The following is a 24,685-nucleotide window of genomic DNA, read 5'->3' as shown; positions in this document are numbered from 1 at the left end:
GTTTGGGGCCGGGGCGGGTGACCGTCCCGGCGTTCCCGAAGCTACCCCTTGGAATTAAGGGAATTCTCCGATGCCGACCTACAAGGCGCCGCTCGAAGACATCGATTTCGTCCTGAACGACCTGCTGCAGGCCGAGGACCTGGCCAAGCTGCCGGGCTTCGAGGACGCGACCCGCGACCTCGTCTCCAGCATCCTGGAAGAGGCGGCCAAGCTCTGCGAGAACGAGCTGCAGCCCCTGAACCGCTCCGGCCATGAGGAGGGCTGCCACTACGAGAACGGCGTGGTGCGCACCCCCAAGGGCTTCAAGGAGGCCTACCAGGCCTATGTCGAGGGCGGCTGGCAGGGCCTATCCATGGATCCGAAGTACGGTGGCCAGGGCTTGCCCCACGCCATCACCTTCGTGCTCGAGGAACTGCTGATCTCCGCCAACATGGCCTTCGCCATGTACCCGGGCCTGACGCAGGGGGCGTGGAACGCCATCCACACCCACGCCAATGATGAGCTGAAGGACACCTACCTGCCCAAGATGACCTCGGGCGAGTGGTCGGGCACCATGTGCCTGACGGAGCCGCACTGCGGCACCGACCTGGGCCTGATCAAGACCAAGGCCGTCCCCAACGACGACGGCAGCTACAACATCACCGGCACCAAGATCTTCATCTCCGCCGGTGAGCATGATCTGACCGACAACATCATTCACCTGGTGCTGGCCAAGCTGCCGGACGCGCCCCCGGGCGTGAAGGGCATCAGCCTGTTCCTGGTGCCGAAGTTCCTGCCGACCGCGGACAACCAGCCCGGCCAACGCAACGGCGTCATGTGCGGCTCCATCGAGCACAAGATGGGCATCATGGCCAACGCCACCTGCGTCATGAACTTCGACGACGCCAAGGGCTGGCTGGTGGGTGAGCCCCACAAGGGCATGCGCGCCATGTTCACCATGATGAACGCCGCCCGCCTGGGCGTGGGCATGCAGGGACTGGGCATCGCCACCGTCGCCTACCAGAACGCGCTGACCTACACCAAGGAACGCCTGCAGGGCCGGTCGCTGACCGGGGCCAAGGAGCCGGAGAAGGCCGCCGACCCGCTGATCGTCCATCCGGACGTGCGCAAGAACCTGATGACCATCAAGGCCTTCACCGAGGGCGCCCGCGCCCTGGGCTATTGGGTGGGCATCCAGTTGGACCAGGCGGCCCATAACCCCGACCCCAAGGCCCGCGCCGAGGCGGACGAGTTCGTGGCCCTGCTGACCCCGGTGGTGAAGGCCTACTTCACCGACATGGGCTATGAGTGCGCCACCATGGCCCAGCAGATGTACGGCGGCCACGGCTACATCCGCGAATGGGGTATGGAGCAGTTCGTGCGCGATGCCCGCATCGCCATGATCTACGAAGGCGCCAACGGCATCCAGGCGCTGGACCTGGTGGGCCGCAAGCTGGGCCAGGACATGGGCCGCCTGCTGCGCCGCTTCTTCCACCCGCTGGCGGGTGAGCTGGAGTCGGCGATGGAGGACACGGATCTGCTGGAATTCGCCGGCCCGCTGGCCAAGGCCTTCGGCAAGCTGCAGCAATCCACCGCCATCATCGCCCAGAAGGGCATGAAGAACCCCGACGAGGCCGGTGCCGCCTCCACCGATTATCTGCGCATCTTCGGCCTGGTGGCCCTGGGCTGGATGTGGCTGCGCATGGTCAAGGTGGCGAACGCCAAGCTGGCCGAGGGCGGCAACGGCAAGTCCGGCTTCTATGAGGCCAAGATCAAGACCGCCCGCTTCTTCATGCAGCGCCTGCTGCCCGAGGTGGATTTCCGCTTCAAGGCCCTGATGTCCGGGGCCAAGACCGTCATGGATCTGGAGGCCGAACTGTTCTGAGCCCCACACCCGCTTTTCTCCGGCGATGCCGGTTCGACAGCCATTGCGCGTCGCGCCGGCATCGACCAAACTATTGAAATGAGAGGATCAAACGCCAATCCCGGGACGGTTGTCCCAGAGGTGGGGGATCCTTGAGTGAGCGTTTGGGAATGGGTGTTGGGGAAACGAGCGTTTGCACCAGCACCCACTCGGATAACGATACGCGCGCCGGTGAACACCCGGGCGCATAAGGGAGGAAAAGGATGAAGTGGAGCAACACCGCGTTGGTCGGCGGCGCCTTCGCCGTCTGTCTGGGGGGCATGGCCAGCGTCGCGCTGGCGCAGTCCGCGGCTGATCTGGGCAAGACCCTGACGCCCAACGGCGCTGAGAAGGCGGGCAACAAGGACGGCACCATTCCGGAGTGGACCGGCGGCATCACCACCCCGCCCGCCGGCTACAAGCCCGGTGGCGCCTACGTCGATCCCTACGCCAGCGACAAGCCGCTGTTCACCATCACCGGCCAGAACATGGCCCAGTACGCGGACAAGCTGCCGGAAGGCCTGAAGGCCCTGCTGAAGCAGTATCCCGACTACAAGATGGTCGTTTACCCGACGCACCGCAGCGCCTCCCTGCCCAAGAGCGTCTATGACGAGACGCTGGCCAACGCCACCCGCGCCAAGCTGGTGGACGACGGCAACGGCGTGGACGGGGCCAAGGTGGGCGTGCCCTTCCCGATTCCGAAGTCGGGTGTTGAGGTGGTGTGGAACCACATCCTGCGCTGGAAGGGCAAGCAGCTGGAACGCCAGTACGGTGCTGCCAACCCGCAGTCCGATGGCGCCTACACCATGATCAACATCGACGAAAAGTCGAAGTTCCTCTATTCCGACACCGGCCCGGACGGCCAGACCTCGCTGTACTTCCAGCAGGAAGTGACGGCGCCGGCGCGCCTGGCGGGCGAAATCCTGCTGGTTCATGAGACCATGGACCAGGTGAAGGAACCGCGTAACGCCTGGACCTACAACCCCGGTCAGCGCCGCGTCCGCCGCGCGCCCAACGTCGCCTACGACAACCCGGGCACGGCCTCGGACGGTCTGCGCACCTCCGACCAGTTGGACGTCTTCAACGGCTCCCCGGATCGGTACGAATGGAAGCTGGTGGGCAAGAAGGAGATGTACGTCCCCTACAACGCCTATCAGCTGCAGAGCGACAAGCTGACCTATGACCAGCTGATCAAGGCCAAGCACATCAACCAGGACTACGCCCGCTATGAGCTGCACCGGGTGTGGGTGGTCGAGGGCAAGCTGAAGGCCGGCACCAGCCACATCTATCCCCGCCGCACCTTCTACGTGGACGAGGACAGCTGGGGCATCCTGGTCGCCGACCAGTATGACAGCCGCGACCAGCTGTGGCGCGTGACCGAGGCCCACGGCATCAATTTCTATGACATCCAGAGCTATTGGGCGGGCCTGTTCGCCGTGTACGACCTGCAGTCGGGCCGCTACACCGCCAGCGGCTTCACCAACCAGGAAAAGCCCTACAACTTCAACGTCAGCCTGACGGCGGCCGATTTCTCGCCGGACAGCCTGCGCCGGTCCGGCGTGCGCTGAGGCGCGTGTAGGGTTCAAAGGGTTGGCGGCGGGGGAGAGACGCACCCCCGCCGCCGACAACCGGCCCTCACAGGCCGGAGTGACGCAGAAACCGCATCCGGCCGGGTTCAGGTCCGCCGGATGCGTAAAGCCCGCGGGAGGAAGGACGCACCTCCCGCGGGCTTTTCCTTTTTCACCGGCGGGAATGGTGCCGGTCAAGTTTCCCTAAACGTAAAGCGGTAGTCAGTTGGGCCCGAAAGGGCTCAGGCGCTGGCGCGCGTGGCGCCCGTGTCGCCTTCCGGCGCCGGCAGGCGCACGGTGACGACGGTGCCCCGACCAGGGGTGCTGGTGATGTCCAGGGTGCCGCCCAGCATCTCCACGAAGCGCTTGGTCAGCGGCAGGCCCAGCCCCGTGCCGCGGGCGCCCGCGTGCTGGGGACCGCGCACCTGGCCGAAGGGCTTCAGTGCGATGGGCAATTCGTGCGGGGCCATGCCCACGCCGGTGTCGCGGACCACCAGAATCAGGGCGCCGCCCCGGTCGTCGGCCTGCACCTCCACCGTCACCCGCCCGCCGCGCGGCGTGAACTTCAGGGCGTTGGAGCCCAGGTTCAGGATGATCTGGCGCACCTTCTCCGGGTCCGTGCGCAGGCGCAGCGGCCGGTCCGGCACCTTCACCATCAGGTCCACGCCGCTGTCCGCCGCCAAGGTGCGCAGCAGGCGGGCGCTGTCCTGCACGGCGCGGCCGATGTCGATGTCCCGCATCTCCAGCATCGCCTGCCCCGACTCGGCGCGGCTGAGGTCGAGCGTGCCATCCACCACGGCGGCCATGTGGCTGGCGGCGGCGTGCACATCCTCGGCATATTCCTGGTAGCGGGCGTCGCCCAGGGGGCCGTGGAATTCCCGCCGCAGCAGGTCGGCGAAGCCCAGGATGGCGTTCAGCGGCGTGCGCAGCTCGTGCGTCGCGTGGGCCAGGAAGTCCGCCTTCTGGCGGATTTCCATGCGTGTCTGCTCCAGCGCCGCCAGCAGTGTCCGCTCCCGCTCCTGCATGGCTTCCAGCGATTCCAGCAGGCGCCCGGTGCGGTCCCTGACCTGGATCTCCACCTGGCGCTGCTGTTGCGCCAGCTGCAGGTCGAGGAAGCGCAGCCGCGCCGCGCTGGCCACGCGGGTCACGACCTCGGTGGGATGGCAGGTGTGGGCGATGAAGTCACCGACGCCGCGACGGCGCGCCTGCTCCCGCTGGGTGGTGTCCAGCAGGCCGACGCGCAGCAGCACGGCGGGGCGTGCCTCGGCGGGCAGGGCGGACAGCGTCTCCAAGGCCGCCATCAGCCCCGCGTTCTCGGCCGGGCCGTCGCCGGTCAGGCTCAGGACCAGCACGTCGGGCGACAGGTCGCGGCAATACCCCGCCAACTCGCGCATATCCTGCCGACAATGAACGAACCGGAAGCCGCCTTGGCGCAGCATATCGACCAGGGCGATCAGCGACCCCTGGTTATGGTCCACCAAAAGAATGGTGGCGTTGCGTTGATCCTGCGCCAGCAGGTCGGCCGGATTGTAGGAAGTGTCGGGCATGGGGGCTCTGAAGCTGATCGCGGGATGCTACAGCATTTCGGGGGTGCTTGTCCCCTGTCGTCGGTGGCCTCTCCACTAAAAGCCAAGACTTGCCCAAGGTTTTAGTTAATGAGTCAGAGACTAGACGGAAGGTATTAGACTCGGGATGCGACGGTCATAAGGGCGGCGCGTTTGAGTTAATGCCTAAAAAGCGCCCCATATTTTCCAGGAATTAGACGCCCGCCTGGCGCCGTCCGCTTGGGCGCCGGACGCTTACGGCGCTTGCTGCCGCCACCGGTCGGCCGCGTGCTCATCCTCTTCCTTGGCCTCGACCCAGCGCGCGCCGTCCGGCGTCTCCTCCTGCTTCCAGAAGGGCGCCTTGGTCTTCAGCCAATCCATCAGGAACCAGCAGGCCTCGAAGGCGGCGGCGCGGTGGGCGCTGGCGCAGGCGGCCAGGACGATGCGGTCGCCGGGCAGCAGGCGGCCATGGCGGTGGATGATCAGCACCGCGTCCAGCGGCCAGCGCGCCCGCGCCTCCGCCTCGATGGCGGCCAGTTGCCGCTCCGTCATGCCGGGATAATGTTCCAGGGTCAGGGCGCTGACGGCCCCCTTGCCGGCCTCATCCCCCTTGGACATGTCGCGGACCAGGCCCACGAAGCTGGCCACGCCGCCGATGGACGGGTTGCCATCGCTCAGGGCCGCCAGCTCGGCGCCCACGTCGAAATCTTCCGCCTGGACGCGTATGGCCATGTCAGCCCCCGGTCACGGGCGGGAACAAGGCCACCTCATCCCCCGGGGCCAGGGGATGGTCCATGCCGACATAGTCCTGGTTCACCGCCACCTTGACCACGGCGCGGTTGGCCAGCGCGTCGGCGTAGGCGGGCCCGCGCGATTGCAGCCAGGTGATCAGGTCGCCGGTGGTCGCCACCTCGGCAGGTGGCGCCACCTCTTCCTCGGCGGTGCCGATCTTGGCGCGCAGCCAGGCGAAATAGAGGATGCGCATGGTTCAGGCTCCCGTACGGGCGGCGTTGATGACCGGGGGCGCCTTGGAGACGGGCTCCGCCACTGGGGCCTCGCCGGCGGGGGCCAGCATATGCCGCAGGCCGGCGCGCAGGTAATCCCAGCCGGTGATCAGGGTCAGCACGGCGGCGGCCCACAGGCCGATCTCCCCGATGGGGCGCACGTACAGCCAGGCGGGCCCGTGATCGCCCACGATCAGCCAGCCGATGGCCATCAACTGGATGGCGGTTTTCCACTTGGCCAGGCGGGACACGGGAACACCCACGCGCAAGCCCGCCAGGAACTCGCGCAGGCCCGACACCGCCACCTCGCGCAGCAGGATGATGACGGCGGGCAGGACGGCGTGGCCCACGATCTTATGGTCCGCCACCAGCAGGAACAGCACCGCCGCCACCAGCAGCTTATCGGCGATGGGGTCCAGGAACCGGCCGATGATGGATTCCTCATGCCAGGCCCGGGCCAGATAGCCATCGAAATAGTCGGTGATGGCGGCCAGCGCGAACAGCCCGGCGGCCGTCCAGGCCGTCCACGCCGCCGGGAACCAGAGCAGGGCCAGGATGACGGGGATCAGCACGATCCGCGACAGGGTCAACAGGTTGGGCAGGCTGGTCAGCATGAAGCGGTCCTGGGGCGATCTCAGGCGGCACGATGGGGTTGCCGGCAGGGCGGTGGCACCTGACGGGAACCCACGGGCGGCAGTCCGTCGGGTGAGAGTCCGGTTGGCGGGAGTTTAGCCGTCCGGATGGAAGTGGTCATAGATGATTTTGGCCACGGCGTCCGATATCCCGTCCACCGCGCGCAAGTCGGCCAGTCCTGCCCGCGAAACGGCCTGGGCGGAACCGAAATGCAGCAGCAGGGCCTTCTTGCGCTTCGGCCCGATGCCCGCCACCTCGTCCAGCGGGCTGGCGCTGATGGCCTTTTCCCGGCGCTGGCGATGGCTGCCGATGGCCCAGCGGTGGGCCTCGTCGCGCAGGCGCTGCAGGAAATAGAGCACGGGGTCGCGCGGGTCCATGCCGAAGGGGGGGCGCCCCGGCATGAAGAAGCGTTCTCGGCCCGCGTCGCGGTCGGGGCCCTTGGCGATGCCCACCAGGGGAATGTCGGACAGGCCCAGCTCGGCCAACACCTCCACCGCCACGCCCAGCTGCCCCTCGCCGCCGTCGATCAGCAGCAGATCGGGCCAGGTGTCGCCCGTGCGCTCCGGATCCTCCTTCAGGGCGCGGTCGAAGCGGCGGGTCAGCACCTCGCGCATCATGGCGAAGTCGTCACCCGCCGCCTTGGGGTCGCGGATGTTGAACTTGCGGTAGGCGTTCTTGATGAAGCCGTCCGGGCCGGCTACCACCATGCCGCCGATGGGGTGGGCGCCCTGGATGTGGCTGTTGTCGTAGATCTCGATGCGGGCGGGCGGCGCCTCCAGCCCGAAAACCTCCGCCACCCCGGCCAGCAGCTTGGCCTGGCTGCCCGTTTCCGACAGGCGGCGGCCGTGGGCCTCGCGCGCGTTGGTCAGGGCATGGTCCATCAGCCGCTTCTTGTCACCGCGCTTGGGCACGGCCAGCTCCACCTTGCGGCCGGCGCGCAGGGTCAGGGCCTCGGCCAGCAGTTCCTGCTCCTCCGCGTCCTCGCTGATCAGGACCAGGCCGGGGGCGGCGCGGTTGTCGTAGAACTGGGCGATGAAGGCGGACAGCACCTCCGCCGTGCCCTGGTTCTTGTCATGGCTGGGGAAATAGGCGCGGTTGCCGTTGTTGCGCCCGCCCCGGAAGAAGAACACCTGGATGCAGGTGGTGCCGCCGTCCTGGTAGGCGGCGATGATGTCGGCATCCTCCATGCCCTCGACATTGATGTCCTGGTGGGCCTGGATGGCGGTCAGCGCGCGGATACGGTCGCGCATCTTGGCGGCGGTCTCGAAGTCCAGCGCCTCCGACGCCTCCATCATGGCGCTCGCCATGCGGGTCTGGATGTCGCGGCTCTTGCCCGCCAGGAAGGCGGCGGCCTCGTCCACCTGCTCGCCATACTGGGCGCGGCTGACCCGGCCGACGCAGGGGGCGGTGCAGCGCTTGATTTGGAACTGCAGGCAGGGGCGGGTGCGGGTGGAAAAGACGCTGTCGGTGCAGTTGCGCAGCAGGAAGGCGCGCTGCAGGGCGGTGATGGTGCGGTTGACGGCGCCAGCGGAGGCGAAGGGCCCGAAATAGTCGCCGGCCCGGTCGCGCGCGCCCCGGTGCTTGATCAGGGCCGGATAGTCATGGTCCCGGGTGATCATGATGTGGGGGAAGGTCTTGTCGTCGCGCAGCAGCACATTGTACCGCGGCATCAGACGCTTAATCAGGTTGGATTCCAGCAGCAGCGCCTCGACCTCGGTATGGGTCGTGACGAACTCCATGGTCACCGTCTCGGACACCATGCGCTGCAGCCGCACCGGCAGCTTGGCCGGCACGGTGTAGTTGGCCACCCGGCGCTTCAGGTTGCGCGCCTTGCCCACATACAGGACGTCACCGCCCTCGTTCATCATGCGATAGACGCCCGGCGTCACCGGCAGGGTGCGCAGGTAGGCCTTGATGGTCTCCACGCCGCGGTTCAGGTCGGCCACGGTGCGCCGGCGCACTTTGGGTGTCGCGTCGCTTGGCGTGTCGGCCAGGGGCGTCTGCGTAGCGGACCCTTCGGCTGGGATGTCGGTGCTGGTTTCAGTGATGGCCATGGGGCGGACACTCTGCCCATTGGCGGTGCCGGGTCAATGGGCAGAGTGTCGTCCCGGCATCCCGCTCGTGGAGGGCTTCGGTTGTGGTGCGGCGAGGGCTGGAAACGTGCGGTGGATCGTACCGCTTCCGGGGTAAGGGCCGCCGAATCAGCCCCCGTTCGGAGGGGTGGGGAAAACCCGGCGGTCTTCCACGGAACCTGTGGATAAGTTTGCGGAAAAGCCTTTGATAGCGTGTGCCGACGCAGGCGCCGCAAGGCTTTCCGGATTTTGCCTATAAAATAGGCATAAAACGCTAAGTCATTGGTTTTGTTCAAAACAGCTTCTGTCAATATCTAACAAATAGTTCATTTAAGGCAAAAAAATGATTGACAGCATTGTCCGCCGAGGACGCAGGGAGCTTGTGTAAAACTTAGTTGCGCCCCCAATTTCCAGGGATTTCCTGGCGCTGGCTTGACCGGCGGGAAAGAATCACCAAGGCCGCCCAGGCTCATACGCAAGTATGCATGCCACCCCTGGTCGATATTCCGCCATACTCACGACCTAAGCTGGGTTTTGACGGTGATTGGTGATGGCAGGTATTCACGCTGGCGCGGGTCCATCCAACAGGAACGCGGGCCATCCAACAGGAATAAGAAACGGAGCAGACTGATGCGCGTCCTCAAGACCATGATGCTGACGGCCACCTTCTTGGCGGTAAGTGGCGTGGCGGATGGCTTGTGCAACCGGGCGGTGGCGGCGGTGCCCGCCGGCACGGCCATCACCATCAACGCGGCGGATCGTGACGCGGCGGAGACGCTGGTCGATTTCGTGCAGAAGACGCGCATCCAAGCCGGGCTGCCGGCGCTCAGCCGCCAGCCGCTGCTGGATGACGCCGCCGCCGCCCGCGCCATGTCCCTGGCCAGCGGCACCGCCGCGCCGGACCTGCGCCAGGGCCTGATCCAGGCGCATTACATTCCCATGCAGGATATCGCGCTGGAGGCGCGGGCCTCCGCCGATCCCGGCCAACCCCTGGACATCTGGCAGGGCACGGACGCCACGGTTGGCGCCTTCGTCACCCCCGGCATGACCGACGTGGGCGTGGCCCGCGTGGCCAACCCCACCCCCAACGGACCCAACGACGCCTTCATCTGGGTCGTCATCCTGGCCCAACCCCTGCGCGCTGCGCCGGAGAGTTCGCCGACAGCGCCGCGCTGATGCAGCCCGCGCTGGGTGGTTATTGTGCTTGGGTGGGGGGCGTCCTTGCCGTTAGGTGGGCCTCGGCGACGTAGTGGGTGATCCAGGTGGCCATGGCGTTCGCATCTACGCCCAGAAGCACTGTGCTGATGTTGATTGGCGCCCCCATCAGGTGGGCATTAAGCAGCGCCCAGAGCGCCGGCAAGGGATGCAACGCCGCATAATAGGCTTCTTCATTTCTCAGCTGAATAGCGACGTAGCGTGACCCTTCGGATTTGTGCACGGAGATGTTCCGGATGTCTGTCCATCGCACCAGGGCGCCGGTGCGAAAGATGATTCCCTCGGATGTGAAGGTGAGGCGCGGCATTCTCTTAATCAGCGCGCGGACTTCCCAGCCCATGAACAGTCCGCAAATCGCCATGTTGGCTAAACCGATGAACCGCGTGACCAGGTGGCTATCGTCCAGGGTGCCGTCGTTGCTTACGAACAGGTCCGGGTGAATGAACAAGAAGTACCCACCGACCGTCATCACGCCAGCAAGCAAGAAAAGCGCGATCAACTCCCCTTTGCGGGTGCGAAACTCAACCGGTAAGTCCGGGCAGTCCTGCATGCTCATTCGGGGGTATCGGTCCGTCTCAGGGGGGAGGTACGTCCAGAGTTTTGTGCTGTGGGCCAGACTTCTCAATTCAAAAACGCAAGCGGCGCTCCAGCGATAGGTGTGTTGTCCCGTGCCGCGCATTTCGTGCGCCAGCCTCTCGCCAGAATTGTGGCCGTGAAGGCAGACCGTTTAGCGTCTCCACAGTGCTAGATAAATCATAGATTTAACGTATTTCCATAGAATTCAACCAGTCCATCATGCTGAAGGAAATGAAACACGCAGATCTGATGGCTGATATTGCGCAATATTCATGCCTATGAACCAAATCTGAAATGGATCCTGCCCATAAGTCTTTCCGGTGGCGTAACCGCTGACCGAAGAGAGACGACATGACGATACTAAGCCGCCGTGCCTGCGTCCTGGGTTCACTGGGACTGGGCTTCGGCGCCACCTTGCCCGTCCCCGTATCTGCCCTGACGCGCCCGCAAGGCGCGTCCATGCGGGGGGCGCCCGCGCCGGCCAAGATTGAGGTGCTTGCCCATCGTGGCGCCTGCGCCTTGCGGCCGGAGCACACGCTGGCCTCTTACGCCAAGGCCATCGCCGATGGCGCGGATTTCATCGAGCCCGACTTGCAACCCAGCAAGGACGGTGTGCTCATGGCACTGCATGAGAATGAACTGAGCCGGACGACGGATGTGGCGGCCCATCCGGAGTTCGCGTCCCGTCGCCGGACGGTGACCGTCGGCGGCCATACGCTCGATGGCTGGTTCATCGTCGATTTCACCTACGCGGAACTGAAGACCCTGCGGCTGAAAGAGCGCATTCCCGACATCCGTCCGGACAACGCCCGCTATGACGGGGAGTTCCAGATGGTGAGCCTGGACGAACTCATCGATTTCGTCGCCGCCGAGGCCGCGACTCGGGGCCGGCCCATCGGCTTGGTTCCCGAATTGAAGACGCCGTATCTGTTCACCTCGCTGGGCCTGGCGGTGGAAGACACCTTCCTGGAGACCCTGTCGCGGCACAGCTACGTCGCCCAGGCGCCGATGATCGTGCAATGCTTCGAGGCGCCGACGCTGCGCCGCTTGCGGGAACGCATGGGGCGGCGTGACGGGCTGCGCTTCATGCAACTGGTCGGCGGGGAGCGGGAACAGCCGTTCGACGTGGTCCTGGCCGGCGGCACGCAGACCTATGGCGACATGCTGACCGACGCGGGCCTGCGGGACATGGCGACCTACGCCGACATCCTGTCCCCCGACATCCGCGCCCTGATTCCCCTGGGGGCCGATGGCCGCCTGGGCCGGCCCGATCCCGTGATCGGCCGGGCGAAGGCCGCCGGGCTGCAGGTTTTCGCGTGGGAATTCGCGCCGGAGAACCGGTTCATGGCGGCGGACTTCCGCGACGGCCGCGGCGAAAACGCCCGGAACGTCGACGGATCGGTGGCCGAAATCCACCACTACCTGGCGGCCGGGCTGGACGGCTTCTTCACCGACGATCCCGGTGTCGGCCGCCGGGCCGTGGATACCTTCCGGCGGCGCGGCTAGCCGGCGGCCGCGCGACGCGCCAGAAACCACAAAAAGAAAGGGGGAAGGCCGGCGCCTCCCCCCTTCGGTTCGGTCACTTTCCGCCGCGATCAGCGCAGGGCGGCCGTCGCGCGCTGGATACGGCGGCAGGCTTCCTCCAGCGCCTCGGTCGAGGTCGCGTAGCTGATGCGGAAGTGCGGGGCCAGGCCGAAGGCGCTGCCCTGGACCACGGCCACCCCTTCCGACTCCAGCAGATAGGTGACGAAGTCCTCATCCGTGTTCAGCACGGCGCCGTTAGGCGTGGTCTTGCCCAGGGTGCCGGCGCAGGACGGATAGACGTAGAAAGCGCCTTCGGGGCGGGGGCAGTGGATGCCGGCCGCCTGGTTCAGCATGGACACCACCAGGTCGCGGCGCTGGCGGAACACCTCGGCGCGTTCCTTGATGAAGTCCTGCGGGCCCACCAGGGCCTCCACCGCCGCCGCCTGGCTGATGGAGGAGGGGTTGCTGGTGGACTGGCTCTGCACGTTGGCCATGGCCTTGATCAGCTGCGTCGGCCCGGCGCCGTAGCCGATGCGCCAGCCGGTCATGGCATAGGCCTTGGACACGCCGTTGACCGTCAGGGTGCGGTCGTACAGGGCCGGTTCCACCTGGGCCGGGGTCACGAAGGTGAAGCCGTCATAGACCAGGTGTTCGTACATATCGTCGGTGAACACCCAGACGTGCGGGTGGCGCAGCAGCACGTCGGTCAGGGCCTTCATCTCGGCATGGGTGTAGGCGGCGCCCGACGGGTTGGACGGGCTGTTCAGCATGACCCACTTGGTGCGCGGGGTGATGGCGCGCTCCAGCTGCTCGGCCTGCATCTTGAAGCCGCTCTCGGCACCGCATTCCACGAACACCGGGGTGCCCTCGGCCATCAGCACGATGTCGGGGTAGCTGACCCAGTAGGGGGCGGGGATGATGACTTCGTCGCCGGGCGACAGGGTCGCCATCATGGCGTTGAAGATCACCTGCTTGCCGCCGGTGCCGACGCTCACCTGCTCCGGCTTGTACTCCAGGCCGTTCTCGCGCTTGAACTTCAGGCAGACGGCGCGCTTCAGTTCCGGGGTGCCGTCGACGTCGGTGTACTTGGTCTGGCCCTGCTGGATGGCGCGGATGGCCGCCTGCTTGATATTGTCGGGCGTATCAAAGTCCGGCTCGCCGGCGCCCAGGCCGATGATATCGCGGCCGGCGGCCTTCAAGGCGCGGGCCTTGGCGGTGACGGCGATGGTCTGGGACGGCTTAATCCGGGCGAGGCGCTCGGCAACGATCGACATGACGGCTACCCTTGTTGGGAAAGGAAAATCCGAGGGCGGACCTTACGCCCGGCAAAATAGGGGCGCAAACGCAGCCCGCGCATGCCGCGCCTGCCGCGTTTGGGGCCCCGCGACATTAAGATACCCAGTGGTAAGATGCGGGGGGACGCGCACCCGGGATGACAGGTCGTGCCGGGATGGGGTAAATCAACCAGAATGGCGCAAGACATCAGCGATCAGGCACCCCAGCTGCTGGGCATCAGCCAGATGGTCACCATCGGCACGGTGGCGCTCGTCATCATCGTGCTGATGCTGGTGGTGATGTGGGCCCTGCGGCCCAAGACCCGCACCCTGTCCCGCCGCCGCTATAACGCCGAGGCCTATCGGCGCAAGCTGGCGCTGGATGACGCGGGATATTCCGTGGTGCACGGCATCTACATCCGCGACAAACAGGGCAAGCCGCTGCGCGTCGATCACCTGATCCGCCTGCCGGCCAGCGTCGCGATGGTGATGAGCGCGCCGGCCGACATGGGCGGCCGCATCAGCGCCCAGACCAAGGCGGGCCAGTGGCGCTATCTGGCGGCCAACGGCAAGATCGGCTTGTTCGTCAATCCGGTGGTGCAGGTCCAGCCGCTGATCCATGCCATGAAGGCCCGGTTCCCCATGGTGCGCCTGCGCGTGCTGATGGTGTTTCCGGACGGGACGGAATTCACCAGCGGCATGCCGCGCACCGCCTGCCTGTCCAATGACTTCCTGGCCACCCTGAAGTCCATGGCGCGGGAGGACGGGACGGAGAGCGAGGCGGTGGCGACCGCCTGGGAACCCCTGTCCAAGGCGCTGGCGCGCGGCGGCGGCACCGCCGCCAGCCCCGACCGGGGCGAGGCGGCGGGGGCGAAAGGGCGATCCCCCGAGAAAGCCGCCAAGCGGCCTGGAAAAGTGGCGCGGCGCAGCCTACCTTGAGGCCATGCCGCACGATGCCCATACGATAGAGCCCAACCTGCCGTTGCCGATGACCATGCCGCGGGGCAGCGCCCTGCCGCCGGCCACCGACGGTGTTCCCCTGCGCATCCAGTCGGAGTTCCAGCCCGCCGGCGACCAGCCGCAGGCCATCAAGGAATTGCTGGAGGGCATCCACGCGGGGGAGCGGGACCAGGTGCTGCTGGGCGTCACCGGCTCGGGCAAGACCTTCACCATGGCGCACGTCATCGAACGGCTGCAGCGCCCCACCCTGATCCTGGCGCCCAACAAGACGCTGGCGGCCCAGCTCTATGGCGAGATGAAGAGCTTCTTTCCCGATAACGCGGTGGAGTACTTCGTCAGCTATTACGACTATTACCAGCCCGAGGCCTACGTCCCGCGCACCGACACCTATATCGAGAAGGAAAGCTCGATCAACGAGCAGATCGACCGGATGCGCCACGCGGCCACGCGGTCGCTGCTGGAACGGCGCGACTGCATCATCGTCGCCTCGGTGTCGTGCATCTACGGTATCGGCTCGGTCGAGACCTATTCGGAAATGACCCTGCCGGTGAAGGTGGGGCACGTGCTGAACCGCACCCATTTCCTGCAGCGGCTGGTCGAACTGCAATACCGGCGCAACGACGTCGGCTTCGCCCGCGGTTCCTTCCGCGTGCGCGGCGACACCATCGAGCTGTTCCCGGCCCATATGGAGGACCGCGCCTGGCGCTTCTCCCTGTTCGGGGATGAGCTGGAGGCCATCCAGGAGATCGACCCCCTGACGGGCGAGAAGATCGCCAGCCTGAAAGAGGTGCGCATCTACGCCAACAGCCACTACGTCACGCCCAAGCCCACCCTGCTGCAGGCGGTGGAGCAGATGAAGCGCGACCTGAAGCTGCGGCTGGAGGAGTTCTCGGCGCAAGGCAAGCTGCTGGAGGCCCAGCGGCTGGAGCAGCGCACCACCTTCGATATCGAGATGATGGTGGCCACCGGCTCCTGCGCCGGCATCGAGAACTATTCCCGCTATCTCTCAGGCCGCGCCCCGGGGGAGGCGCCGCCCACCCTGTTCGAATACCTGCCGCAGGATGCCCTGCTGATCGTGGACGAAAGCCACGTCATGGTGCCCCAGGTGGGCGGCATGTATAAGGGCGACTACATGCGTAAGTCGACCCTGTCGGACTATGGCTTCCGTCTGCCGGCCTGCATCGACAACCGCCCCCTGAAGTTCGAGGAATGGGACGCCATGCGGCCCCAGTCCGTCTTCGTCTCCGCCACCCCCGGCCCGTGGGAACTGGAACGGACGGGCGGCGTCTTCGTGGAACAGGTGGTGCGGCCCACGGGCCTGATCGACCCCGAAGTCATCATCCGCCCCACCGAAACCCAGGTGGATGACGTGATGGCGGAGTGCCGCGAGTGCATCGCCAAGGGCCAGCGCGTCCTGGTCACCACCCTGACCAAGAAGATGGCGGAGGCCCTGACCGACTATATGCACGAGGCCGGAATCAAGGTCCGCTACATTCATTCCGATGTCGAAACGTTAGAGCGTATCGAAATCATCCGCGATCTGCGCCTGGGCGCCTTCGACGTGCTGATCGGCATCAACCTGCTGCGTGAGGGCCTGGACATTCCGGAGTGCGGGCTGGTCGCCATCCTGGACGCGGACAAGGAAGGCTATCTGCGCTCCCGCACCTCGCTGATCCAGACCATCGGCCGCGCGGCGCGCAACGTCGAGGGTCGCGCCATCCTGTATGCTGACAAGATCACCAACAGCATGGCCGCGGCGCTGGACGAAACCAGCCGCCGCCGGGAGAAGCAGCGGGTCTATAACGAGGCCCACGGCATCACCCCGGAGTCGGTGAAGAAGCAGATCGCCGACGTGCTGAACTCGGTCTACGAGCGCGGCGACCGGGTGAACGTGAACACCGGCTTCGCCGAAGAAGGCAGCCTGGTGGGCCACAACCTCAAGGCCGCCATCGCCGACCTGGAAAAGAAGATGCGCACCGCCGCCGCCGACCTGGAGTTCGAGGAGGCCGCCCGCATCCGCGACGAAATCCGCCGGCTGGAGGCCATCGACCTGGGCCTGGACCCGGAGGCCACCCCCCTGCGCGCCAGCGCAATGGGTGAAAAGAGTCGCGCCAGCGCTATGGGAGAAAAAGGGCGCGCCAGCGCGGTGGGCGAGAAGTCCAACATCAAGGCGCCCATCCCCGCGGGCCGCCCGGCCGGCAGCAAGCCCGGTGGGCGGCGGCGCAAAGGCCCCTGATTATTTTACCCGGGTAATATTGACTCCGGTTGCCCGCAGGCATAGATATCGCGTCGTTCAGGATGAGGGAGGACGCGATGGGTCTGGATCCGGAGATGCGCTGCACGGCCTTTGCCGGCACGCGCTTTCTTGCCACCGGCACGCTGGTCGAGGCGGCGCTGGCGGCCAAGGCGGCGCAGGACGCCGGCGACGACGGCCTGATCTTTATCTTCAATGAGGCGACGGGCCGGCCCGTGGACGTGGATTTGCGCGGTCCGGTGGAGGCTGTGCGCGGTCGGCTGGCGCCGGTGTTCCCCGCCGATCTCACCCCGGCGCCGGCCAAGCCCGGCCGGCCCAAGCTGGGCGTGGTGGCGCGCGAGGTGACGCTGCTGCCCCGGCATTGGGAGTGGCTGGCCAGCCAGCCTGGTGGCGCGTCGGTCGCCCTGCGCAAGCTGGTGGATGCCGCCCGCCATGCCAACGAGGGTGCGGACCGCGTGCGCCAGGCGCGGGAGGCCGCCTACCGTTTCATGTCCACCATGGCCGGTGACCGCCCCGGCTTCGAGGAGGCGTCGCGCGCCCTGTTCGCGGGTGACCGCGCTGGGCTGGAGGGGCACAGCCGGGACTGGCCGGCCGACGTGCGCGCCCATGCCCTGCGCCTGGCGGAGCCGGCGTTCGCCGACTGAACGCGTGCGCCAGCCGCCGCCTCAGAAAAACACCCGGACGCCCAACTGTGCCTGGTTCTCATGCGCCTCGATGGGCAGGTTGACGTTCAGGCGCTGTTGCCGCCGGCTGTCGACATGCACCCATTCCACGGTCCAGCGCATCCAGGCCAAGGGGCGGTAGGACAGGGCGCCGGTGTAAGCCTTGCCATGCTCATCGAAATGCGGGCGGAAGGTGACGGGCGTGTCCTCGTGCGTGCCGAAGGCGTCGAAGCGGCCGCTCAACCTGAACCGGCCCCATTCCTGGCTGACCAACAGGTATAGGGCCTCAAAATAACCTTCGCTCTCGGTGTCCGGGCTGGGCTCGACGGTGGTGCTGCCCCGCATGGCCTGGGCCAGCACCGTCAGGCCGGGCGCCGGCATGATCTTGTAACCCAGGCTGTCGAAATAGGTGGCCCAGGCGTAGCTCTTGCCGTTGGTGACGGTGGGGTCGCCGCGGTTGTCCCAGAGCAGGTAGGACAACTCGCCCCACGACGGATCCGTCCACCGACCGCCGACATAAAAGCCCGGCTGGTGGTCGATCTCGGCGAAGGGCTGGAAGCGGACGGGTGGGCTGCGCCCCTGGTGGAAGGCCACCTCGTCCGGCAGGCGCAGCGCGTCCAGCAGGCCGGCGGGGCGCTCCACCAGCCCCCAGCCGCGATAGTCCAACATCTCGCCCGTGCCGTCGTTGCCGGCGAACACGGCGCCGATGAGGTCGACACGGCTGCCGCCCAGTCCCTCCGGCCGCCAGGTCAAGGTCACCTCCGAGCCCTCGGTGCGCAGCTCCTCGCCCACCCAGCTGTTGATGGCGCTGGGCGTCAGGGTGTAGCGGCTGGTCCAGGCCAAGCCGTCGTTTTCCAGCGAGATGGGGGGAAGAAGGCGCCGGCCTTGACCTGCCAGGCCAGCGCGCCGGTGGGAACGGGCCGCCAGCGCGCATAGGCCTCGATGATGTCCACCGCCGTGCGCTGCTCCCCCTCCGCCCGCACCTGGGTGTAGGCGTCCAGGCCGGGCATCAGGTGGGCCGTCGCCATCAGCGAGGCCTCCGCCAGCGTGGTGGTGCGGGTGCTTGGGTCACCACCCGTGCGCAGCTTGCCCAGGCCGCCATCAAAGGCGCTGCGGTCATCGGGCGTCCGCACCACGCGGGCATCCAGCAGGCCGTGGAACTCGATATCGGGGTAGCCGTCCGCCGCCCGCGCCAGGTGGGTCGCGGCCAGGATCAGGGCCAGGGGTAGGCCCAGGGGGGGCAGGGTGGCTCTGGAGACGGCCCGGAGGATGGCCCCGGCGCGCCTCATCCCCGCGCTTCCCTGGCTTGCCAGGGCATTTCGCCCGCGGCGTGCCTGGCCAGGAAGTCGGCGAACGCGGCCGGCGCCAGGGGCCGGGCGATGTAGTATCCCTGGGCCAGGTCGCAGCCCATCTCCGCCAGCAGGGCCAGGGCGGGGCCATCCTCCACCCCCTCCGCCGTGACCTTGTAGCCCAGGCTGTGCCCCAGCTTGATGATGGTGCCGACGATGGCCTGGTCCTGCGCCGTCTCCGCCAGGGTCCGGATGAAGGACCGGTCGATCTTGATCTCCCGCACCGGCAGGCGGCGCAGATAGGCGAAGGACGATTGACCGACGCCGAAATCGTCGATGGACAGGTCCATGCCCCGGTCGGCCAAGCGGCTCAGCAGGGCGACCGCCATCTCCGGGTCCCCCATGATGGCGCTTTCCGTGATCTCCAGCATCAGCCGGTCGGGCTTCAGGCCGGTCTCTTCCAGCAGCGCGTCGATGCGATCCGGCAGGGCGGCGTCCCCCAGGTCGCGCACCGACAGGTTGACCGACATACGCAGGTCGTGGCCCGCCGCCGCCCACTCCGCCGTCTGGCGCAGCGCCCGCCGCAGGCCCCACCGGGTCAGGTGCCGGACGGCGCCGGTTTCCTCCGCCAGGGGGATGAAGCTGTCCGGCGGGACGAAGCCGCGGCGCGGATGGGTCCAGCGCACCAGCGCTTCCGCCCCCACCACCCGGCCCGTCCGGGGCTCCAGCTTGGGCTGGTAGGCCAGGGCCAGCGCATCCTGCTCGATGGCGATCTTCAGGTCGCCCATCAGCGACAGGCGTTCGGGCCGGTGCGGATCGGCGGCGTGGTCGTACACGCGGACGTGCGACTCCGCCGCGCGGGCGTCCAGCACGGCCACGTCGGCGTGACGTAACAGGATGCTGGCCGTGTCGGAGGGGGCGCGCCCGGCGTGGGGTCGGGATAGGCGGCGATGCCGACGCCCGCCGCCAGGTCCACGGTCACCTCGCCCTCGCCGAAGGGCGCCTCGGTGTACGGCGTGTCGAAGGCCGCGACCAGCGCCGGCGCCAGTGCCTGGGCCGCGGCGATGTCCCGGTCCACCAGCAGGACGGCGAAGCCCTGTTCCGACACCCGGGCGACCGTGGCGTCGGCGGCGCCGTTGGCGGCCAGGGCGCGGGCCAGCCTCGCGCCGGCGTCGCGGGCCACGCGGTCGGCCAGGTCGTGACCCAGGGTGTTGGCGATTTCGCGCAGGCGATCCAGCGCCAGCAGCAGCAGGGCCACGCCGTGCCCCTGGTCTATCGCCTGGTCCACCCGCTCTTCCAGGTTCAGGCGGTTGGGCAGGCCCGTCACCGCGTCGTGCAGCGACTGGTGGCGGATGTGGTCCTCGCGGTCGGCGATGGCCTGGGCCATGTCGTCCAGGGCGGTGGTCAACTGCCCGATCTCATCCTTGGTGCGGACGGGGGGCAGTGGGGTGTAGTCGCCATCGGCGATGCGCCGGGCCACCGCGGCCAGCGCCGTCACCGGCCGCGTGACGCCGCGCGCGATCAGGCCGATGCCGGCCAGGGCCACCAACAGGCCACCGGCCATCAGGGCGCCCATGTACAGCATGATCTTGCGATAGGGGGCCAGCGCCTCGTCCAGCGGGTACTGCAGCACGGCCATCATGGGCAGGCTGCCGGGGGCCGTGGGGATGGGCGTGGTCAGCACCAGGTACTCCGCGCCATGCTTGGTCAGCAGTTGTGGCTCGGCCGCCGCCATCTGCCCCGGGCCGGCGATGCCCGCCAGCGGGTCCATGGGGTCGCCGGCCGCCGCCACCACCGACCACGGCGCGTCCGGCGCCGTCTGGCCGGCCAGCGCGATATCCTTGCGCAAGGGCGACAGGGCGCGCAGCTCCTCCGCGAAGCGGTCGTCCACCCGCACCATGATGCAGATCCAGGCGATGGGATCGGGCAGCAGCACCGGCACCACCACCAGGCGGTAGGGAACGCCCCCCATCACGCCCGATGCCGCCGCCCGGCCGGATTCACCGGCCATGGGCAGCAGGTCGGGAAAGGCGAAGCGGCCCAGGCCCGTCAGGTCGCGCGGGCGGGCGGTGTCGGCGGCGATGGTGCCGTCCAGGTCGATCAGCAGCATGCGGCTGGCGCCCACCCGCCGGCCGAAGTTGCGCAGGGCGCTGATGGCCGTGCCGCTGTCATGCGCGGCGATGGACTGGCGCAGGGCGTAGTCCAGCGACATCACCTTGGCGTCTTCCGCCAGGTGGTTGGCCAGCGTGTCGAGGTGGCGGCTGAAGGACTGGGCGCTCGACACCAGTTGCTGCTTGCCGGCGTCGATCAGGGCGGAGCGCGCGACGCCGTACAGGATCACCATGGTGCCCAGTTGCACGACGGCCAGCGTGGCCATCAGGAACAACACCAGCCGATTTCTGAAACCGAGAGCCACGGGCCGCGTCCTGTCGTTCTGTGGCTCAGTAGCCGCCGCGTTCGGGATCGGCACCCTGCCGTGTGTCAGGCAGTAGGGGGGGCAGCGTCAGGGTGAGCGGGGCGCCCAGCGCCGTGGCCGGCACGGTCTGCTGCGGCGGGGGGACGCCGGGCTTCAGCCGGGGCTGCCAGGCGGCCACGGTGACGGCGGCGGCGGGCAGGCCGCCCAGCCTGGCCTTGCCGTCCTTGCCGGTGACGGCGGCGAACGGCGCCGCCGTGACGTACAGGTGCGCGATCATATGGTCATGGATGTTGCAGCCCAGGGCCACCACCCCGGTCTGGTCGAATTTGCGCTGCCCGATCTGCTCCGGCGACAGCACGAACTCGAATTTCGCGGCCTCGGAATAGGAATAGACGTGGTGGCGGGTCAGGTCGCTGTTGCGGAAGGTGACCGTGCCGCCCTTGGGCACCACCAGGACATAGGGCACGAAGGTCTCGTCCAACTGATCCATGATCAGGGGGGCGGGCGGGGCGGCCGGCGGCAGGGCCGGGCCCTCCGGCGTGGCGGTCACCACCGCGTCCGCGACCGGGTGGCCGGTGCCGTCCACGACCGTGACCGTCAGGTCGGCCGCGCCGGCATGGGCCCCCAGGCCCAAAGCCAGGCCGCCCGTCACGAACGCCGTGGCCAGGCGGGCCAGGACCCCACCGCCCGTCATCGCGCCTGTCCCCGTGGCCGCGTCCATCGTCATGAGCGCGCGACCCGGATCGGCGCTGCCAGCGAAACCCATAAAACGCCTCTTGAAGGCAGGTAGTATTTTCGACGCGGGAGTGTGCCACAATCCGTGCGCCGATCCGTGGACATTTTCCCTCGGGGCGAAGGGCCACGGAAAGGGCGGCGTGAAATTAGAACGATTCTAAATTGTCTTGCCGGCCGCCCCTTGGGGCGTTATCCTGCCGGCAAATCAGCGATCGAGAAGAGAAGGAAACAAGCATGGCTATCGACATCGGCATTTCCGAACAGGACCGCAAGGCCATCGCCGAAGGGCTCAGCCGCCTGCTGGCCGACACCTACACGCTGTACCTGAAGACCCATAACTTCCATTGGAACGTTACCGGGCCGATGTTCAACACCCTGCACACCATGTTCATGACCCAGTACACCGAGCTGTCGGTGGCCGTGGACGACATTGCGGAACGCATCCGCGCGCTGGGCTTCCCGGCGCCCGGCTCCTACGCCCAGTTCGCCGAGCTGACGGTCATCCGGGAAGAGCGGGGCGTGCCCAAGGCGGAGGAGATGATCCAGCAGCTGGTCGAGGGGCAGGAGGCCGTGGCGCGTACCGCCCGTTCCATCTTCCCGGTGGCGGAAAGCGCCAGCGACGAGCCGACCTGCGACCTGCTGACCCAGCGCCTGCAGGTGCATGAGAAAACCGCGTGGATGCTGCGGGCCATGCTGGAAGGCTGAGCCTTTCCGCGATCAGCGCTCAATATGGGAAAGGCGGCTCCACGGGGCCGCCTTTCGCTTTTCCGGTCAGGACCGCTGGCCGGCCTGCCGCTCGATGCGGTCATGCAGCCCGGCAGGGGCCAGGCCCAGGGCGACCAGGGCCTCCATGGCAATGAACATGGGGCCGATCAGGGCCTGGAACAGGTTGTCCACCAGCGCCGGCTTCCGGCCTTCATAGACATGGCCCAGCAGCTGCAGCACCCAGCCGCCGACGAACAGCGCGCCCGCCAGTTCCTGCACCGCCCCGGTGGGCAGCCGCGCCACCGCCCAGGCGGACAGCAGCACCGACGGCACGACCAGCAGCCCCAGCGCCAGCCCCACCGTCCGGTTCAGCACGATCCACAGGGCCCAGACCACGGCCGACAAGGCCAGGCCCAGGGTCAGGGTGCCCAGGCCCGCCACGGTTACCAGGGGCACCAGGGTGCAGGCCAGGACGACGGAAAAGACGATCACCGGGATGCCCACGGCGTGGGTCGCCTTGTTGCGGCTGTCGCGGTGGTAGGTGGTGTACATGGCCATCTGGCGCTCAAACAGCGTGCTGGCCGCCGGTGCCTGGTCAAGCGGTGTCTGGTCAAACGGCACGTCCGCCACCGGTCCCTCCCTGAACTGGGTTATTGATCGCTAACCCTACCATTTTTTGGAGGGCTGCGCGCGGCATATCGTCTGCTGCCGCTCCCCCGTGCCGCCCGCCTGCGCCGGGCTATCGAATCCATAGCGGGCGGGTCCTTGATATGCGGCCCGCCGCTCCCTCTTTATTAGGGGCGCGGGTCCGGGCGTGAGGTCGGACCCGACGTTCGCGACAGGTGTAAGGAAGGGCGTCATGCTGATCAGGACCAAGCGAGACTGGGAATTGCCGGAGTCGGCGGCGACGCCCGAATCGACCTACATCAACCGCCGCGCCGTGATGGCGGGGGCCGGCGCCATCGCCGGCGGCTTGGCCTTGGGTGGCCGGGGCGCCTTGGCCGCCGACGCGCCCGTCCGCAATCCCGACTACACCCTGGATCGGGCCGTGACACCGGAGGCGGCCGCCACCAGCTACAACAACTTCTATGAGTTCGGCACGTCCAAGGACGTGGTGTCGGCGGCGCAGAAGATGCCGCTGCGGCCCTGGACGGTGCGCATCGACGGCTTGGTGGAAAAGCCCATGACCCTGGGCATCGACGACTTGCTGAAGGCCATGCCGGTGGAGGAACGGCTGTACCGTCACCGCTGTGTCGAGGCCTGGGCCATGGCCGTGCCGTGGATGGGCTTCCCCCTGGCCAAGCTGGTGGCGTTCGCCAAGCCTCTATCCTCGGCCACCTATGTGGAACTGCAAACCTTCGGCCGGGACACCTATCCGGCGCCGGGCCTGCGCCAGCCCTTCTACCCCTGGCCCTATGTCGAGGGCCTGACCATGGCGGAGGCGACGAACGAGCTGGCTTTCCTGTCCACCGGCCTTTACGGCAAGCCGCTGCAGGCGCAGAACGGCGCGCCGCTGCGCCTGACCCTGCCGTGGAAGTACGGCTTCAAGTCGGTGAAGTCGGTGGTGCGGATCAGCTTCACCGACAAGCGGCCCAAGACCTTCTGGGCGCTGCTGAACGCCGACGAGTACGGCTTCTGGGCCAACGTCAATCCGGCCGTGCCCCACCCCCGCTGGTCCCAGGCGCGGGAACGTCTGCTGGGAAGTAACGAGTCGGTGCCTACGCAGATATTCAACGGCTATGGTGCCCAGGTGGCCGGACTATACAAGGGATTGGAAAAGGAAGCGCTGTTCATGTAGTGGCGTGAACCGGCCATTAACTATAGTGGCCGGTTCAAATAATCGCTTGCCGACGCTTCCGGATAATTTAAAGTATTGCTATCCGAGAACATGACCTTGGGGGCGTCGGGGTGGGCGAAGGCGTGATCGCCATAGTGGAGTTCGGGCTTTTCGTTTTCCTGGCCACGGCCGGGATCAGCGTGCTCGTATCCCTGGTGGCCCATGTCTATGGCATGGTGCTGGAGCATATGGCCGACGTCAGCGGCCTGCGCCAGCGCTTGGCTCGCTACGCCCGCCTGGCCAACGGCCTCTCCGAACGGGTGGAGGCGCGCAAGAGCACCGCCGCCGGCGCCGCCACCGTCCTGTTCTCCACCCAGCGGCAGGAAGCCCAGCTCAAGAAGAAGGTGCGGGAGCTGGAGGCGTCGCCCCATCGCTTCGTGCGCGTCCTGGGGCATGAGCTGCTGCCCAACCGGCCCTTTGAATTCCTGGCGATGAACAGCTCCGTCTCCCATCAGGTGAAGCGGGGGGAGCGGCATGCCTTCTTTGACAGCAGTTGGGCCCGGCCCGTGCCGGTGCACATCTGGGCCGGCAACAT

Annotated in this window: 23 protein-coding genes (1 of these 23 running past the window's edge); 10 read left to right on the top strand and 13 right to left on the bottom strand. The window is 67.4% G+C overall.

What is annotated here, in order from left to right:
• The first annotated feature begins 70 nt into the window (after positions 1 to 70).
• Both ULB03_RS04165 and ULB03_RS04160 read left to right on the top strand, forming a co-directional pair.
• The gene (locus ULB03_RS04165) at positions 71 to 1,864 is read left to right on the top strand and encodes an acyl-CoA dehydrogenase C-terminal domain-containing protein (RefSeq protein ID WP_322482019.1); all 1,794 of its coding nucleotides are present in this window, start codon (positions 71 to 73) and stop codon (positions 1,862 to 1,864) included.
• Between the two features lie 242 nt (positions 1,865 to 2,106).
• On the top strand, positions 2,107 to 3,450 hold the full coding sequence (locus ULB03_RS04160) for a DUF1329 domain-containing protein (protein WP_322482018.1): 1,344 nt from the start codon (positions 2,107 to 2,109) through the stop codon (positions 3,448 to 3,450).
• A 242-nt stretch (positions 3,451 to 3,692) separates the two neighbouring features.
• On the opposite strand, the gene ULB03_RS04155 is transcribed toward ULB03_RS04160, so the two are convergent.
• The 5 genes from ULB03_RS04155 to uvrC all read right to left on the bottom strand — a co-directional run bounded on the left by ULB03_RS04155 (position 3,693) and on the right by uvrC (position 8,625).
• Positions 3,693 to 4,997 carry an ATP-binding response regulator gene (locus ULB03_RS04155; RefSeq protein WP_322482017.1) on the bottom strand — a complete coding sequence of 435 codons (1,305 nt, stop codon included), beginning with the start codon at positions 4,995 to 4,997 and terminating at the stop codon, positions 3,693 to 3,695.
• 252 nt (positions 4,998 to 5,249) lie between these two features.
• Positions 5,250 to 5,726, bottom strand: a complete 477-nt coding sequence (locus ULB03_RS04150; protein WP_322482016.1) for a molybdenum cofactor biosynthesis protein MoaE — start codon at positions 5,724 to 5,726, stop codon at positions 5,250 to 5,252.
• A 1-nt stretch (position 5,727) separates the two neighbouring features.
• Complete coding sequence (gene moaD / locus ULB03_RS04145) at positions 5,728 to 5,979, bottom strand: molybdopterin converting factor subunit 1 (RefSeq protein ID WP_145736771.1); 252 nt, start codon at positions 5,977 to 5,979, stop codon at positions 5,728 to 5,730.
• A 3-nt stretch (positions 5,980 to 5,982) separates the two neighbouring features.
• The gene (gene pgsA / locus ULB03_RS04140) at positions 5,983 to 6,612 is read right to left on the bottom strand and encodes a CDP-diacylglycerol--glycerol-3-phosphate 3-phosphatidyltransferase (protein WP_322482015.1); all 630 of its coding nucleotides are present in this window, start codon (positions 6,610 to 6,612) and stop codon (positions 5,983 to 5,985) included.
• Between the two features lie 114 nt (positions 6,613 to 6,726).
• Positions 6,727 to 8,625 carry an excinuclease ABC subunit UvrC gene (gene uvrC, locus ULB03_RS04135; RefSeq protein ID WP_416211136.1) on the bottom strand — a complete coding sequence of 633 codons (1,899 nt, stop codon included), beginning with the start codon at positions 8,623 to 8,625 and terminating at the stop codon, positions 6,727 to 6,729.
• A 708-nt stretch (positions 8,626 to 9,333) separates the two neighbouring features.
• Between uvrC and ULB03_RS04130 the strand changes: the two genes are divergently transcribed.
• The gene (locus tag ULB03_RS04130; RefSeq protein WP_322482014.1) at positions 9,334 to 9,879 is read left to right on the top strand and encodes a hypothetical protein; all 546 of its coding nucleotides are present in this window, start codon (positions 9,334 to 9,336) and stop codon (positions 9,877 to 9,879) included.
• Positions 9,880 to 9,898: 19 nt separating this feature from the next.
• Here ULB03_RS04130 and ULB03_RS04125 read toward each other — a convergent pair whose 3' ends face one another.
• Positions 9,899 to 10,474 carry an STM3941 family protein gene (locus tag ULB03_RS04125; protein WP_322482013.1) on the bottom strand — a complete coding sequence of 192 codons (576 nt, stop codon included), beginning with the start codon at positions 10,472 to 10,474 and terminating at the stop codon, positions 9,899 to 9,901.
• 371 nt (positions 10,475 to 10,845) lie between these two features.
• On the opposite strand from ULB03_RS04125, the gene ULB03_RS04120 reads away from it, so the two are divergent.
• On the top strand, positions 10,846 to 12,000 hold the full coding sequence (locus ULB03_RS04120; RefSeq protein WP_322482012.1) for a glycerophosphodiester phosphodiesterase family protein: 1,155 nt from the start codon (positions 10,846 to 10,848) through the stop codon (positions 11,998 to 12,000).
• Between the two features lie 89 nt (positions 12,001 to 12,089).
• Here the strand turns inward: ULB03_RS04120 and ULB03_RS04115 are convergent, their stop codons facing one another.
• A complete protein-coding gene (locus ULB03_RS04115; RefSeq protein WP_322482011.1) occupies positions 12,090 to 13,292 on the bottom strand; it encodes a pyridoxal phosphate-dependent aminotransferase in 1,203 nt (400 codons plus the stop codon).
• A 195-nt stretch (positions 13,293 to 13,487) separates the two neighbouring features.
• Here ULB03_RS04115 and ULB03_RS04110 point away from each other — a divergent pair, with 195 nt between their 5' ends.
• The 3 genes from ULB03_RS04110 to ULB03_RS04100 all read left to right on the top strand — a co-directional run bounded on the left by ULB03_RS04110 (position 13,488) and on the right by ULB03_RS04100 (position 17,150).
• Positions 13,488 to 14,231, top strand: a complete 744-nt coding sequence (locus tag ULB03_RS04110; RefSeq protein ID WP_322482010.1) for a hypothetical protein — start codon at positions 13,488 to 13,490, stop codon at positions 14,229 to 14,231.
• A gap of 55 nt (positions 14,232 to 14,286) precedes the next feature.
• The gene (uvrB, locus tag ULB03_RS04105) at positions 14,287 to 16,488 is read left to right on the top strand and encodes an excinuclease ABC subunit UvrB (protein ID WP_322483773.1); all 2,202 of its coding nucleotides are present in this window, start codon (positions 14,287 to 14,289) and stop codon (positions 16,486 to 16,488) included.
• A gap of 77 nt (positions 16,489 to 16,565) precedes the next feature.
• Positions 16,566 to 17,150 carry a DUF2239 family protein gene (locus ULB03_RS04100; RefSeq protein ID WP_322482009.1) on the top strand — a complete coding sequence of 195 codons (585 nt, stop codon included), beginning with the start codon at positions 16,566 to 16,568 and terminating at the stop codon, positions 17,148 to 17,150.
• 21 nt (positions 17,151 to 17,171) lie between these two features.
• On the opposite strand, the gene ULB03_RS04095 is transcribed toward ULB03_RS04100, so the two are convergent.
• Genes ULB03_RS04095 through ULB03_RS04075 form a run of 5 tightly spaced genes read right to left on the bottom strand, consistent with a single transcriptional unit; the run spans position 17,172 to position 21,567 of the window.
• The gene (locus ULB03_RS04095; RefSeq protein WP_322482008.1) at positions 17,172 to 18,011 is read right to left on the bottom strand and encodes a hypothetical protein; all 840 of its coding nucleotides are present in this window, start codon (positions 18,009 to 18,011) and stop codon (positions 17,172 to 17,174) included.
• The gene (locus ULB03_RS04090; RefSeq protein ID WP_322482007.1) at positions 17,984 to 18,457 is read right to left on the bottom strand and encodes a hypothetical protein; all 474 of its coding nucleotides are present in this window, start codon (positions 18,455 to 18,457) and stop codon (positions 17,984 to 17,986) included. The genes ULB03_RS04095 and ULB03_RS04090 overlap by 28 nt, the downstream gene beginning before the upstream one ends.
• Positions 18,454 to 19,293, bottom strand: a complete 840-nt coding sequence (locus ULB03_RS04085) for a putative bifunctional diguanylate cyclase/phosphodiesterase (RefSeq protein WP_322482006.1) — start codon at positions 19,291 to 19,293, stop codon at positions 18,454 to 18,456. The genes ULB03_RS04090 and ULB03_RS04085 overlap by 4 nt, the downstream gene beginning before the upstream one ends.
• On the bottom strand, positions 19,245 to 20,873 hold the full coding sequence (locus ULB03_RS04080; RefSeq protein ID WP_322482005.1) for a diguanylate cyclase domain-containing protein: 1,629 nt from the start codon (positions 20,871 to 20,873) through the stop codon (positions 19,245 to 19,247). The genes ULB03_RS04085 and ULB03_RS04080 overlap by 49 nt, the downstream gene beginning before the upstream one ends.
• A 25-nt stretch (positions 20,874 to 20,898) precedes the next feature.
• A complete protein-coding gene (locus tag ULB03_RS04075) occupies positions 20,899 to 21,567 on the bottom strand; it encodes a cupredoxin domain-containing protein (protein ID WP_322482004.1) in 669 nt (222 codons plus the stop codon).
• A gap of 275 nt (positions 21,568 to 21,842) precedes the next feature.
• Here ULB03_RS04075 and ULB03_RS04070 point away from each other — a divergent pair, with 275 nt between their 5' ends.
• Complete coding sequence (locus ULB03_RS04070; protein ID WP_145613550.1) at positions 21,843 to 22,313, top strand: Dps family protein; 471 nt, start codon at positions 21,843 to 21,845, stop codon at positions 22,311 to 22,313.
• 66 nt (positions 22,314 to 22,379) lie between these two features.
• Here ULB03_RS04070 and ULB03_RS04065 read toward each other — a convergent pair whose 3' ends face one another.
• The gene (locus tag ULB03_RS04065; RefSeq protein ID WP_322482003.1) at positions 22,380 to 22,943 is read right to left on the bottom strand and encodes an Mpo1 family 2-hydroxy fatty acid dioxygenase; all 564 of its coding nucleotides are present in this window, start codon (positions 22,941 to 22,943) and stop codon (positions 22,380 to 22,382) included.
• Positions 22,944 to 23,172: 229 nt separating this feature from the next.
• Here ULB03_RS04065 and msrP point away from each other — a divergent pair, with 229 nt between their 5' ends.
• Entirely contained in the window at positions 23,173 to 24,111 is a 939-nt protein-coding gene (gene msrP / locus ULB03_RS04060; protein WP_322482002.1) for a protein-methionine-sulfoxide reductase catalytic subunit MsrP, read from the top strand.
• 122 nt (positions 24,112 to 24,233) lie between these two features.
• Positions 24,234 to 24,685, top strand: partial view of a hypothetical protein gene (locus ULB03_RS04055; RefSeq protein ID WP_322482001.1) — the 5' portion only. The gene runs 133 nt beyond the window's last position; only the first 452 of its 585 coding nucleotides appear in the window; the start codon lies at positions 24,234 to 24,236; its stop codon lies off the right edge, out of view.

This window comes from Nitrospirillum goiasense (assembly GCF_034427435.1).
Classification (GTDB): domain Bacteria; phylum Pseudomonadota; class Alphaproteobacteria; order Azospirillales; family Azospirillaceae; genus Nitrospirillum.
The sequence above is the reverse complement of the archived record's forward strand: the minus strand, read 5'-3'. Positions and strand labels throughout refer to the sequence as shown.

What these genes read in the sequence shown, in the direction of transcription:
- ULB03_RS04165 (WP_322482019.1), top strand. Translation starts at nt 71, where the DNA reads ATGCCGACCTACAAGGCGCCGCTCGAAGACATCGATTTCGTCCTGAAC.
- ULB03_RS04160 (WP_322482018.1), top strand. Translation starts at nt 2,107, where the DNA reads ATGAAGTGGAGCAACACCGCGTTGGTCGGCGGCGCCTTCGCCGTCTGT.
- ULB03_RS04155 (WP_322482017.1), bottom strand. Translation starts at nt 4,997, where the DNA reads ATGCCCGACACTTCCTACAATCCGGCCGACCTGCTGGCGCAGGATCAA.
- ULB03_RS04150 (WP_322482016.1), bottom strand. Translation starts at nt 5,726, where the DNA reads ATGGCCATACGCGTCCAGGCGGAAGATTTCGACGTGGGCGCCGAGCTG.
- moaD (WP_145736771.1), bottom strand. Translation starts at nt 5,979, where the DNA reads ATGCGCATCCTCTATTTCGCCTGGCTGCGCGCCAAGATCGGCACCGCC.
- pgsA (WP_322482015.1), bottom strand. Translation starts at nt 6,612, where the DNA reads ATGCTGACCAGCCTGCCCAACCTGTTGACCCTGTCGCGGATCGTGCTG.
- ULB03_RS04130 (WP_322482014.1), top strand. Translation starts at nt 9,334, where the DNA reads ATGCGCGTCCTCAAGACCATGATGCTGACGGCCACCTTCTTGGCGGTA.
- ULB03_RS04125 (WP_322482013.1), bottom strand. Translation starts at nt 10,474, where the DNA reads ATGAGCATGCAGGACTGCCCGGACTTACCGGTTGAGTTTCGCACCCGC.
- ULB03_RS04120 (WP_322482012.1), top strand. Translation starts at nt 10,846, where the DNA reads ATGACGATACTAAGCCGCCGTGCCTGCGTCCTGGGTTCACTGGGACTG.
- ULB03_RS04115 (WP_322482011.1), bottom strand. Translation starts at nt 13,292, where the DNA reads ATGTCGATCGTTGCCGAGCGCCTCGCCCGGATTAAGCCGTCCCAGACC.
- ULB03_RS04110 (WP_322482010.1), top strand. Translation starts at nt 13,488, where the DNA reads ATGGCGCAAGACATCAGCGATCAGGCACCCCAGCTGCTGGGCATCAGC.
- uvrB (WP_322483773.1), top strand. Translation starts at nt 14,287, where the DNA reads ATGCCGCGGGGCAGCGCCCTGCCGCCGGCCACCGACGGTGTTCCCCTG.
- ULB03_RS04100 (WP_322482009.1), top strand. Translation starts at nt 16,566, where the DNA reads ATGGGTCTGGATCCGGAGATGCGCTGCACGGCCTTTGCCGGCACGCGC.
- ULB03_RS04090 (WP_322482007.1), bottom strand. Translation starts at nt 18,457, where the DNA reads ATGAGGCGCGCCGGGGCCATCCTCCGGGCCGTCTCCAGAGCCACCCTG.
- ULB03_RS04075 (WP_322482004.1), bottom strand. Translation starts at nt 21,567, where the DNA reads ATGACGGGCGGTGGGGTCCTGGCCCGCCTGGCCACGGCGTTCGTGACG.
- ULB03_RS04070 (WP_145613550.1), top strand. Translation starts at nt 21,843, where the DNA reads ATGGCTATCGACATCGGCATTTCCGAACAGGACCGCAAGGCCATCGCC.
- msrP (WP_322482002.1), top strand. Translation starts at nt 23,173, where the DNA reads ATGCTGATCAGGACCAAGCGAGACTGGGAATTGCCGGAGTCGGCGGCG.